We start from the raw sequence: 12,307 nt of genomic DNA on the forward strand, positions 1-12,307 counted from the left end.
AACGGGAACTAGACCGGGCCATGCACCAACTGCCCATGGCGCGCCACCCCCGAACCGTCTAGCGTATTTTAGAAAATCAATTGCTTTTACATCCGATATCAGGATGTTCAGAGGCAAATCACAGGGCCGCCTTTTTCAATCCGCACCCCGTCAAGAAGCCACCAAATGATCGCACGCGCCAAGATCGAACGGAAGTCCCTGTCGGCCCAGGTGGTTGACGCCCTGCGGCAGATGATCCTGTCCGGGGAATACGCGCTGGGCGCCCAGCTGCGCCAGGATGAGATTGCGCAGAAGCTGGGGGTCAGCCGCATCCCCGTGCGCGAGGCGCTGCAGCAGCTGGAGGCGGAGGGCCTGGTGGCCACCATCCCCTACAAGGGGTCGGTCGTGGCCCAGCTGTCGCCCACCCAGGTGCGCGAATACTACGAGGTGCGGCTGCTGCTGGAAATCGACCTGCTGCGCCGCGCCATTCCGCAGCTGAGCGCGAAGCAGATCAAAAAGGCCGAAGCCGTGCTGAAGGAGATGCACGCCGCCGAGGCCAGCCGCTGGGGGGCGTTGAACTGGCAGCTGCATGAGGCATTGTACGAGCCGGCCCAGCGCCCGGTGATGCTGGACATGGTGAAGCGCATCCACGACAGCCTGGACCGTTACGTCCGGCTGCACCTGTCCATGACCCCCGCCATCCACGATCGCTCCATGGATGAGCATGAGCAGTTGGTGGCCCTGTGCCGCGACGGCAAGGGGGATGAGGCGGTGGAGGTGCTGCGCGGCCACCTGACCCACGCGCTGGAGGAACTGGTGGTGTTCCTGGAAGGGCAAGAGGCGGCTTAGGTCGCTTTCCTCAGGCGCCGGGACTGATAGTCAAGGCGTCTTATAGGCCAGGCGTAGCCGCCGCCTGGCGCGGCCTAGGGCTTAGGCGCAAGGCGCGGCGCCCTTTGGCGGACTGGTAAAGACTCCGGCGGATTCGTAAAAACAGCCCACGCAACCGCTTGCCTGCGGCGGCGCAAAGCCCCTTCGTGCCAGGGTAATCCCACCCCTCCCGCGTATGCCGGAGGGGTGGCTGCAAAAAGGCTATTTGCGAATCATTCTCAATATCATTACTGTGCCCATACAGTTTCCACCGAGACGGAAGGGGACCCGCCATGCCGATGCCGGAGATCGAGGAAGCGACGCTGGACGAGTTGCTGGCCGAACCCATCGTGCGCCTGATGATGGAACGTGATCGCGTGACGGAGGGAGAGATCCGGGCCCTGGTCCATGAGACCTGCCCCCTCCTCTTCACCTTCCTCTTCGCCGCCTAGCCTCAGCTCAGAGTGATGGCGTCGCTGGTGGTTCGGCGACCCAGGCGCGGGAAGATGGTGCTCAGCGCGAAATCCTGCATCTCGGCCGTGAAGGTGCTCATGGCGTCGGTCGGGAACACCAGGGCGTAGCCGTGTTCCCAGGCGCCGCGCGCCGTGGATTCCACGCCAATATTCGTGGCGATGCCGGCCAGCACGATGGTGGTGATACCCCGGCGGCGCAGTTGCAGATCCAGATCCGTGCCGTAGAAGGCGCCCCACTGCCGCTTGGTGACGATGATGTCACCCGCCTTCACCAAATCCTCATCCAGCGTGGCCCAATTGGCCGGGAAGCCGCCCGGCGGCACGGTCATGGCCTGGTCCGTGGGCTGACGCGGCGCGTCGCTGAAATCAGGCGCGAAAGCCACGCGCACCAGCACCACAGGCGCGCCGGCCGCGCGGAAACGGTCGGCCAGCGCCTTGGACCGGGCCAGCACCTCGGCCCCCGTGTGCGGCGCCAGGGGCAGATTGACGATGCCGTGCTGCAGGTCGATCAGCACCAGGGCGGTGGTCTTGGGATCCAGGTTGAAGCTCATGGCAACCTCCAGAAGCGGGGGATGGACGGCGGGCGCCGGGAATGGGAATATGAGGGCATCCTCATGAAAAGATTTATGAGAATGCCCTCACAAAAGTCAACAGCCGACCGCCCCGCGCCTATTGCCGCATCCCCGGAAGGCACGCCCCCCGCCGGCCCCAAGAAACCGACTCGCGAACGGGGCCGTGCCCGCGTGGCCGCCCTGCTGGCCGCCGCCGGCGCCGTGTTCGCGGAGAAGGGCTATGACGCCGCCACGATGACGGAGATCGCGGCCAGGGCGGGGGCGCCCATCGGCTCGCTCTACCAGTTCTTCCCCACCAAGGCCGTGCTGGCCGATGCCCTGCTGGCGCAATACGCGGGGGCGCTGATGGCCCTGCTGGCGACGGTGGAGGCGCGCGCCGCCGCCCTGTCGCCGGCCGAACTGGCGGCCAACCTGCTGGCCGTGCTGCCCAGCCTGAAGGTGGAGCGCGCCGCCGCCTTCGCCCTGATCGACGCCCGGCCCGACATGGTGGCGCAGCAGGGGCATTTGCGCGCCGGCCTGCGCCGGGGCATCGCTGCCATCCTGCGCGCCAAGTCCCCCGCCCTGCCCCCGGAACGGGCGGCCGCCATGGCCGTGACCCTGCTGCAAATGATGAAGGGCGCCGCCGCCCTGGGCGACGAGCCCGACCTGGCCCATGGGCGTGAGGCCCTGGCCGGGCTAGAGCATGCCGCGGGGTTGTTCCTGAAGGATGCGCTGGGCTAATCCGGCCAGCGCCGACTGGCGGCGGGGTGGGCGGCGGGCAGGCGCGCACGTCGGCCCGTCAGCTTTTCGCGCAGCGTGCCGGGCGCATACTCCGTCTTGTAAGCGCCACGCCCCTGCAACTCCGGCACCACCAGATCGACGAAGTCGCCGAAGCATTCCGGCGTCACCGTGCGCGCCAGGATGAAACCATCCACGTCTGCCTGTTCCACCCAGGCCGTCAGCTCATCCGCCACGGTGGCCGGGCCGCCAACGATGGGCACCTGGCGCCCGCCCAGCTTCAACCCCTCCACCAGGCCGCGCCGGGTCAGCACCTTGTCCGGCCGGCGGGCGGCCTGGTTCTCGATGTTCGAGGTCACTGCCTGGCTCTGACCAGCGTGAATGGGCTCATCCCACTCCTTGGCGGCGAAGTCGATACCCAGGGACGCGGAGGCATGGGCCAAGGCGCCCTCGACACTGGCGTAGCGCTCATAGTCCGCGCGCTTGGCCTGGGCCAGGGCATCGGTCTCGGCCACCACGACGGTGGCGCCGACGAACACCTTCAAGTCTGAAGGATCACGGCCCAGGCTGCGGGCCAGGTCGCGCAGGTCGGCCACCAGGCGGGCGACGTGCGGCTTGGGCCCGCCGTTGACGAAGACGCATTCAGCGTGGGCGGCGGCGAACTTGCGCCCCCGCTCGGACGACCCCGCCTGAAACAGCACGGGCGTGCGCTGGGGCGACGGCTCGCACAGGTGCGCGCCCTCCATCCGGAAGTGCGGGCCGTGGTGGCGGACGGCGCGGACGCGGGCAGGGTCGGCATAAGTGCCGCCCTCGCGGTCGCGGCGCACGGCGTCGTCGGCCCAGCTGCCTTCCCACAGGCGGTAGACCACGTCCATGTATTCCTCGGCCACGGCATAGCGGTCGTCATGCGCCGCCTGCCCGTCCAGGCCCAGGGCGCGGGCGGCGCTGTCGAGATATCCCGTGACGATGTTCCAGCCCACGCGCCCGCCGGTCAGGTGGTCCAGCGTGCTCATGCGCCGGGCGAAGGTATAGGGCGGCTCGTAGCTCAGGTTGGCGGTGACGCCGAAGCCCAGGTGGGTGGTCGCCGCCGCCATGGCCGGGATCAGCAGCAGGGGATCACCCACAGGTACCTGCACCGCCTCGCGCACCGCCGCATCGGGCCCACCCTGATAGACGTCGTAGATGCCCAGCACATCGGCCAGGAACAGCCCGTCGAACAGGCCCCGCTCCAGCGTGCGCGCCAGGTCCATCCAATAGGCCAGTTCGGTGTATTGCGTCGAACGGTCGCGCGGGTGGCGCCACAGGCCCTGGTGGATGTGGCCGACGCAATTCATGTCGAAGGCGTTGAGGCGGATTTGCTTCATGGCTGGGCCGTCGGTTCCACGCATTCAGGGGCGGTGCGCGCCATGATGGCAAGTTGACCACATTGCCGCCATGAAATTGCCAAGTGACACCTGGGGGCGGATCTCCTATGACACGGGGCTGTTCATACAGCCTATCCGGGGTAATCCGCGCCCCGGTCGTTTCAGGGAACGGCTCTCCCGTGTCGCGATCCATCCGGTTCGGCCTGACGGCCGCTGTCGCCCTTCTCGCCCCCATCGTCCTGGCGGGCTGCGCGGCCGACTATTCACCCAACACCTACAACGCCACCGCCGTACAGCAGGCCAACAAGGCCGAGCCGGGCGTCATCATCGGCTTCCGCCAGGTGTCGATCAGCGCCAGCGGCGCCGTGGGCGCCGTGGCCGGCGGGGCCGCCGGCGGCATCCTGGGCTCGCAGATCGGTCCCAACAGCGCCCTGGGCGCCGTGGGCGGCACCGTAGTGGGCACCATCGTCGGCACCAGCGCGGAACACATGACCGGCGACACCACCGGCTGGGAATACATCGTACGCAAGCCCAACGGCGACCTGCTGTCGGTGACCCAGCGCGAGCCCACGCCCATTCCACTGGGCCAGAAGGTGCTGGTCATCACAGGCAATCAGGCGCGTATCGTTCCCGACTATACCGTCAACATCGATCCGGAACCGAAGCCGGAACCCAAGGCCGAGGCGAAGCCAGAGAAACCCACCAAACACGCCGCCCCCGCCCCTGTGGCGCCGGCGCCTGTCGCGCCCGCGACCCCGGTGCCGGAGGTGGCACCAGCGTCCCCGCCCACCGTTGTCCCGTCGGAACTCGCCCCCGCCGCCAAGGCGCCGCAGCCCGAACCGGCACCCCCACCGGCACAAACCCAACCGCAGAGCCAGCCCAGCGCGGCGCCCGCCGCCGCCCCGCAGGATACGGCCCCGGCCCAGTCCCCGGTTGCCCAGCCCCCCGCTACCCTACCCCCAGTCACCCAGCCCCCGGTCACCCAACCCGCAGTCACCCAACCCGGGGCGGACACCCCGGTGGAGACGCCCAAGGCCGACGCCAACCCGGCGCCGCCTCCCCAGACGCCCCCGCCGGACACGGCCCCCCAGACGGGCCCCAAGACTGGCTGGATCCCGGCGGAGGCCGAATCGACCCCGGCTGCCACCGCCGCCGATGGCGACGCGCCCCAATAAGGACACGGCCCCCATGCCCACCCCGACGACCGCGCTGCGCACCCTCTACCCGGCCATCGAGCCCTATGAGACCGGCATGCTGGATGTCGGCGACGGGCACGTGATTTATTACGAGCGCTGCGGCACGCGGGGGGCCAAGCCGGTGGTCTTCCTGCACGGCGGCCCTGGCGGCGGCACCAGCCCCGGCCAGCGCCGCCTGTTCGACCCGGCGCTTTACGACATTCTGCTGTTCGACCAGCGCGGCTGCGGCAAGTCAACGCCCCACGCCTGCCTGGAAGCCAACACCACCTGGCACCTGGTGGCGGATATCGAGCGCCTGCGCGAGCTGGTGGGTGTGGACAAGTGGCAGGTGTTCGGCGGCTCCTGGGGCTCCACCCTGGCGCTGGCTTATGCCGAGGCGCATTCGGAGCGGGTGAGCGAGCTGGTGCTGCGCGGCATCTACACCCTGACCAAGGGGGAGCTGCTCTGGTACTACCAGTTCGGCGCGTCGGAGCTGTTCCCCGACAAGTGGGAGCGCTTCCAGGCCCCCATCCCGGAGGCGGAGCGCCACGACATGATGGCAGCCTATCACCGGCGCCTGACGGGCGTTGACGAGGCCGCCAAGCTGGAGGCGGCCAAGGCCTGGACCATCTGGGAGGGGGAGACGGTCACCCTGCTGCCCAATCCCGAATATTCCGCCCCCTTCAAGGATGGCCACTTCGCCCTGGCCTTCGCCCGCATCGAGAACCACTACTTCATGCACGGCGCCTGGCTGGACGAGGGCCAGCTGGTGCGGGACGTGGGCCGCATCCGCCACATCCCGGCCACCATCGTCCACGGCCGCTACGACATGCCCTGCCCCGCTCGCTACGCCTATGCCCTGCACAAGGCCTGGCCGGAGGCGGACTTCCACCTGATCGAGGGTGCCGGCCACGCCCACGCCGAACCCGGCATCCTGGACCAGCTGATCCGCGCCACCGACCGCTACGCCGGGAAGGCCTGACCCCCGGCGCGGCACGGCGGCTGCGGCGACTCGGGAGTGGCCATTCCCAGCGCATGGCAAGCGTGGCGGTGAGTATGCCACGTCACGCCCCCGCATGATCGGAATCCTCCATCAATAGTGAGCCCAGTCTTGCCGCACCGGTTCAGGTAACCGGTTGCCCAATCGCTATCGGCATATGCGGCAAAGCGCCTCGCGACAATAAACCTCATTCATCTCCTTTGACGTGACTCAATCAGCACCTTTTCCATCAAAACTTCATGCGCGCCTATGAGAACCCAATTCACCCGTTGCCTGAACCGAGAGCCCCATCGACGGCAACATCTACTTTCGCTGCAATTTCCAACAGCTGGCGCAATCAATAAAGATTGCATCAACTTACGGCTATAATTTATCAATTATGTCAAAATTAAAATTATCCTTCCCAGATTTGATTTAATCAAAAAAATTTTTGAAGATGGCACGCTCATCAGCTACAATTTAGAAATACCATCGCATTCTGTCTCATCGTCACTTTCCATTCATTAATGTGAAAACATAAATACTATGCCTATTTGAAAATACCATTCCCAGTTTTCCTGCGATGAGGAAGTCTTCCGCCACGACCGTCCGGCCCAAGGCCAACGCCCACCCACCAGCACAAGTGGACCAACCCGCAGCTGAAGTTCCTGCACCGACCTGCGCCATACCATCCGCGACATCAACCGCGGCGCGCCTGCTCAGCTATCCAAACCTACGCAAAATGGCTTTGATCACCTCCGATTGAGTCGATCAAGGCAATTATTCGCAAGACGACAAGTAAAATTCTTACAATTTTTGCAAACGTACCTTAAAATGGCCGGGAACTAGAGAGTAAACACATTAACATAAGGTGTTTTGATGACATCGTCCTGGAGCGACGTTGAAGCGCTGAGCTATATTGCCTCGTATTCGGACCTCATTGCCGCATTTGGCGCGAACCCCCAGGCCGGACTAGCGCATTACAACAGCTCCGGGCAGGTGGAAGGACGCACCGTAACCTTCGACGCCTTGGCTTATATCGCGTCCAACCCCGACCTTATAGCCGCATATGGTGCCAACGCCGAAGCCGGCGCCATCCATTACATCACCACCGGCCATATGGAGGGACGCGCCGTCACCTTCGATGGCCTGGCCTACATTGCGTCTTACGCCGATCTCATCGCCGCTTTCGGCACCAATACCCAAGCCGGCATCACCCATTACATCACCACCGGCCACATCGAGGGACGCACCGTCACCTTCAATGGCTTGGCCTACATCGCGTCCTACGGCGACCTCATCGCCGCCTTCGGCGCCAATGCCGACGCCGGCGCCACCCATTACATCACCACCGGCCACATCGAGGGGCGCACCGTCACCTTCGATGGCCTAGCCTACATTGCGTCCTACGGCGACCTCATCGCCGCCTTCGGCGCCAATGCCGACGCCGGCGCCACCCATTACATCACCACCGGCCACACCGAGGGGCGCACCGTTACCTTTGATGGGGTCGCCTATCTGCTGAGCCATCCCTCTCTGGCGGGCCTAGGCGTCGAAGGCGCAATCACGCAGTGGATTCAGCATGGTTACGCCCAGGGCAATGACAACGGCAGCGCAATGTTCGGCCATGAGCAAACAAGCCATGGGTTCGGCTTGGGTCTGGCGGTCACCGGTGCCGTCGACACTGCGGGCGACCACGATTGGTACCAGTTGACGCTGACTACTGGCCAGCAGTTGGCGGTGGAATTGACGATGGCGCCTGGCACCGGCGTTCTGACCATTTATGATGCCAGTGGCCGTCAAGTCGCCACGGCCTCCCCCACCACCGGCACCGTCGTGCTGCCCTTCACCGCCTCACAGGCCGGAACTTATTACGTTGTTGTCAACGCGGGCGACTCCGCGACCACCGGCAACTACACTCTAAACGCGATAAATGCCGCCATCGGCGCGGCTGGCAATGACAGCCTAACGGTTGACATGGGCTTGGACAGCATTGTGACGCTGGGAGCCGGCTCAGACACCCTGACCTTGGCCCAGGCAAACGGGCACTATGCCGGCAGGAACGCCACTGTCACCGATTTCACCGTGGGCACCGATCAGCTGAAGCTGGGGCACTTCCTGGGCCAGACGCTGAAGGGCTGGGACGGCGTATCCAACCCCTTCGCCGATGGGTTCCTGCAATTGGTGCAGTCGGGCAACGATACCCTGTTACAGATCGACGTCGACGGAGCCGCCGACAGCTGGACCACACTTGTCACCTTGCAGAACACCACCGCCAGCACCTTTACCGCTCAAGACCTAGGCTACACCCCTGCTCCTTGGATTGCCGGAACGGCCAACGCCGATACTATTTTTGGCACCAGCCAGAGCGACCTGATCATGGGTCTGAACGGCAACGATACCCTGAGCGGTGGCAGCGGCGGCAACGACACACTGGAAGGGGGTGGCGGCTCAGACAGCCTTACGGGTGGCGCGGGCAATGACGTCCTCTATGGCAACAACGCCGCCAACGCTGGCGGCGACACCGACAACGACACCCTCGCCGACTCCGCCGGCGGTAACGACCAGCTGTATGGCCAGGACGGTAATGATTATCTGTCTGTCTCCCGGTATTCCGGCGCGGCCAGCTCCGTCCTGATGGATGGCGGCACGGGCGACGACTTCATCTACTTCAAGGGCAGCGGCGACCGCTTCCTGGATACCGTCACCATGGTAGGAGGCACCGGCAACGACACCATCAGCGTCGAAGCGGCGGCGCACGCCACCATCGACGCCGGTGCCGGCGACGATACCGTCATCATCACCCCGACGAAGTATTTCGGCACCGGGGCTGGCACCTCCGACAACACCATCACCTTGGGATCGGGTGCCGATACCCTGGTGCTGAAATCGTCCTTCGATGGTTTCAGCGCAAGTACGTCCATTACCATCACAGACTTCCAGACCGGCACGGACCATCTGAACCTGACGGACTTCCTGTCCGGCATGCTGACGGGCTGGAACGGGACGACTAATCCCTTCGCGGGCGGCTTCCTGCGGCTGGTGCAATCGGGCAGCGACAGTCTGCTGCAGGTCGATCTCGACGGCGGCGGCGACAGCTGGTCCAACCTGATCACCTTCCAGAACACCACCGCCAGCACCTTCACCACCAGCGACCTGATGTACGACCCGACCGGCTCGGCTCCGACCAATCAGACGCTCGTTGGCACGGCGGGCAGCGATACCCTGACAGGCGGCCAGGGAAATGACCTCATCCAGGGTCTGGCTGGCAACGATATCCTGACAGGCGGCTTCGGCAACGACACGCTGGAGGGTGGCAGCGGCTATGACGTCCTAAACGGCGGCAGCGGCGACGACGTCCTTTATGGCAACAACGCGGCGAACACCGGCGGCGACACCGGCGACGACCGCCTTACCGACGACCAGGGCGGCAACGACCAGCTGTACGGCCAGGACGGCAACGACACGCTGACCGTGACCCGGTACACCAGCACTGCCACGGAAACCATCCTCATGGACGGCGGCAGTGGTAACGACACCATCAGCTTCTATGGCAGCGGTCGTCAAACCGTCACCATCTTGGGCGGGAGCGGTAACGACGCCATCAGCGCGAACGCCCTCGCCCAGGGCACGATTGATGCCGGCGATGGCGATGATACCCTCTCCTTGGAAGGGGTAGGGCAGAAGACGGTGGATGCCGGCGCCGGTAACGACACTGTTTCCATCATACTGGGCTTCGGCGTCGGCGCCACCACCCTGACGTTGGGGACGGGCTCCGACACCGTGGCTCTGACCCAGTCTGGCACCAGCGTGGACAGCGATGTTTCACTGACCGTCACCGACTTCCAACCCGGCACCGACAAGGTGGTATTGGATAATTACCTGCCCTACGTTCTTACCGGCTGGGACGGCGCGTCCAACCCCTTCGGCAACGGCTATCTGCAGTTGGTCCAGGCAGGCAACGACACGCTGCTGCAGATCGATCCCGACGGGAACGGTGCCGCCAGCGGCTGGACCACGCTCATCACCTTCCAGAACACCACTGCCAGCACCTTCACCTATCATGATTTGGAGTTCTCACCCGACGGATCGAATTCCGATCAAACCGTGACTGGCACCGCCGGCAACGACACATTGACCGGCGGGGGCGGGAGCGACCTTGTCCAGGGCTTGGGCGGAGACGACGTGCTGAGTGGCGGGATGGGCAATGACACGCTGGAAGGGGGCAGCGGCTCGGACAGCCTGGATGGCGGCGCGGGCGACGACATCCTCTACGGCAACAACGCCGCCAACACCGGCGGCGATACCGGCAACGACACCCTCGCCGACTCCGCCGGCGGTAACGACCAGCTGTATGGCCAGGACGGTAATGATTATCTGTCTGTCTCCCGGTATTCCGGCGCGGCCAGCTCCGTCCTGATGGATGGCGGCACGGGCGACGACTTCATCTACTTCAAGGGCAGCGGCGACCGCTTCCTGGATACCGTCACCATGGTGGGGGGCACGGGCAACGACACCATCAGCGTCGAGGCGGCGGCGCACGCCACCATCGACGCCGGTGCGGGCGACGATACCGTTATTATCACCCCGACGAAGTTTTTCGGCACCGGGGCTGGCACCTCCGACAACACCATCACCTTGGGATCGGGTGCCGATACCCTGGTGCTGAAATCGTCCTTCGATGGTTTCAGCGCAAGTACGTCCATTACCGTCACAGACTTCCAGACCGGCACGGACCATCTGAACCTGACGGACTTCCTGTCCGGCATGCTGACAGGCTGGAGCACCACCACCAACCCCTTCGACGGCGGCTATCTGCAACTGAAACAGTCGGGCGGCGACACCCTGCTGCAGGTCGACCTCAACGGCGGCGGCGACAGCTGGTCGACGTTGATGACGCTGCAAAACACCACCGCCACCAGCTTCACGGCCGCTGATCTGGGCTATATCCCCACCCGCATCACCTGACGGCGGCGATCCCGCACAGCACAAAGCCGGCCGGGGCGTTTCCTCGGCCGGCTTCTTTTTTTCATGCGGACCCGCGAAAGGGCAGCGCCTACTTCAGCAACTCCTCCAACGCGCCCTTCCACACCTTGGCCTGGGTCAGGGTCTGGTGGCCGCGCGTCTGGTCCGAGGCGGGGATCAGGATGTAGCGGCCATTGGTGATGCGTTTCATGGCCGCCTCCATCACGCCCAGTTCGGCTGGGTTCAGCAGGTCGTCAGCGAAGTTCACCGCCACCAGCTTGGCCTTGATCTTCTCCAGCTCCGGGCTGGGGTCGTAGTCATAGGACGATTCGAACCAGTAGAGATAATCGTTGGCGTCCACGATCTTGGCGTAGTCGGCCACCCACTGGTCATAGAGGGTGGTGGCCGCCGCCCGGCTGGGGGCCTGCTGCTGCAGGACCGCGGCGTTGTTGACCATGATCTGGAAAATGGGCAGTGCGCGGGTGTAGCCGGTCGGCTGGGCCGTGTAGTCGCCGCCCTTCCAGTCCGGATCGTTGCGGATGGCCTCGATGATCAGTTGGCGCCACAGCATGTTGCGGCCGGAAATGGCCACGGGCTGAGAGGCGATGGGCATCAGCGCGTCCATCAGGTCCGGATGGCGTTCCCCCCAGATCCAGGTCTGCATGCCGCCCATGGAGGTGCCGGCGACCAGTTTCAGACGCTTGATGCCCAGGCCCTGGGTCACGATGCGGTACTGGCCTTCCACCGCGTCGACATAGCCGTAGTGGGGAAAATGGCCCTTCAGCCCGTCCGACGGCTTGGAGGAGGAGCCGTGGCCGATGCCGTCGGCCAGGATGATGAAATACTTGGTGGCGTCCAGCGGCTGGCCGGGCCCGAACAGCTCCCCGCCCAGGCTGGCGTTCAGGAAGTTGCGGCCGCTGCCGGTGGTGCCGTGCAGCAGCAACACCCCGTTGGTGATGGCGCCCGACGCGTCGCGCTGCGGCGTGCCCAAGGTGGTGTAATGGAAGCGGGCGTTGGCCAGATGCTCGCCATTCGTCAGGGCGAAGTCGCGGACCACCACATCGCCTTCCATCTGGTTGGGATAGCTGGGCGGGCCATCGGCGGCGCCGGCAACGCCTGCCAGGGCCAGCGCCGCGGTGAGGGCCAGGGTGGAAAGCCAGGCTTTCATTGATGTTCCTTCTGCCGCCAACCCAGTGCCATCCGAAGACGGCACGGG

Annotated in this window: 9 protein-coding genes; 6 read left to right on the forward strand and 3 right to left on the reverse strand. The window is 65.1% G+C overall.

Annotated elements, in window-relative coordinates:
- Positions 1-165 precede the first annotated feature (165 nt).
- Positions 166-828: a GntR family transcriptional regulator gene (locus P5F91_RS18055; protein WP_145611188.1), complete on the forward strand. Its 663-nt coding sequence runs from the start codon at positions 166-168 to the stop codon at positions 826-828.
- Positions 829-1,139: 311 nt separating this feature from the next.
- The gene (locus tag P5F91_RS18060; protein WP_186454780.1) at positions 1,140-1,298 is read left to right on the forward strand and encodes a hypothetical protein; all 159 of its coding nucleotides are present in this window, start codon (positions 1,140-1,142) and stop codon (positions 1,296-1,298) included.
- A gap of 2 nt (positions 1,299-1,300) precedes the next feature.
- Here the strand turns inward: P5F91_RS18060 and P5F91_RS18065 are convergent, their stop codons facing one another.
- Positions 1,301-1,870 (reverse strand): hydrolase, encoded by a 570-nt coding sequence (locus tag P5F91_RS18065; RefSeq protein WP_145611187.1) that lies wholly within the window; start codon positions 1,868-1,870, stop codon positions 1,301-1,303.
- Positions 1,871-2,062: 192 nt separating this feature from the next.
- On the opposite strand from P5F91_RS18065, the gene P5F91_RS18070 reads away from it, so the two are divergent.
- A complete protein-coding gene (locus P5F91_RS18070; protein WP_277907779.1) occupies positions 2,063-2,611 on the forward strand; it encodes a TetR/AcrR family transcriptional regulator in 549 nt (182 codons plus the stop codon).
- Here the strand turns inward: P5F91_RS18070 and P5F91_RS18075 are convergent.
- The gene (locus P5F91_RS18075) at positions 2,608-3,972 is read right to left on the reverse strand and encodes an LLM class flavin-dependent oxidoreductase (RefSeq protein ID WP_277907780.1); all 1,365 of its coding nucleotides are present in this window, start codon (positions 3,970-3,972) and stop codon (positions 2,608-2,610) included. The two genes, P5F91_RS18070 and P5F91_RS18075, sit on opposite strands and share 4 nt — an antisense overlap.
- A 179-nt stretch (positions 3,973-4,151) precedes the next feature.
- Here P5F91_RS18075 and P5F91_RS18080 point away from each other — a divergent pair, with 179 nt between their 5' ends.
- The 3 genes from P5F91_RS18080 to P5F91_RS18090 all read left to right on the forward strand — a co-directional run bounded on the left by P5F91_RS18080 (position 4,152) and on the right by P5F91_RS18090 (position 11,094).
- Positions 4,152-5,147, forward strand: a complete 996-nt coding sequence (locus tag P5F91_RS18080; protein ID WP_277907781.1) for an outer membrane lipoprotein — start codon at positions 4,152-4,154, stop codon at positions 5,145-5,147.
- 13 nt (positions 5,148-5,160) lie between these two features.
- Positions 5,161-6,129 carry a prolyl aminopeptidase gene (gene pip, locus P5F91_RS18085; RefSeq protein WP_145611184.1) on the forward strand — a complete coding sequence of 323 codons (969 nt, stop codon included), beginning with the start codon at positions 5,161-5,163 and terminating at the stop codon, positions 6,127-6,129.
- A gap of 876 nt (positions 6,130-7,005) precedes the next feature.
- Positions 7,006-11,094: a beta strand repeat-containing protein gene (locus tag P5F91_RS18090; RefSeq protein ID WP_277907782.1), complete on the forward strand. Its 4,089-nt coding sequence runs from the start codon at positions 7,006-7,008 to the stop codon at positions 11,092-11,094.
- 88 nt (positions 11,095-11,182) lie between these two features.
- Here the strand turns inward: P5F91_RS18090 and P5F91_RS18095 are convergent, their stop codons facing one another.
- Entirely contained in the window at positions 11,183-12,259 is a 1,077-nt protein-coding gene (locus tag P5F91_RS18095; protein WP_145611183.1) for an alpha/beta fold hydrolase, read from the reverse strand.
- Between the last annotated feature and the right edge of the window lie 48 nt (positions 12,260-12,307).

This window comes from Nitrospirillum amazonense (assembly GCF_029594735.1).
GTDB classification, from domain to species: domain Bacteria; phylum Pseudomonadota; class Alphaproteobacteria; order Azospirillales; family Azospirillaceae; genus Nitrospirillum; species Nitrospirillum amazonense.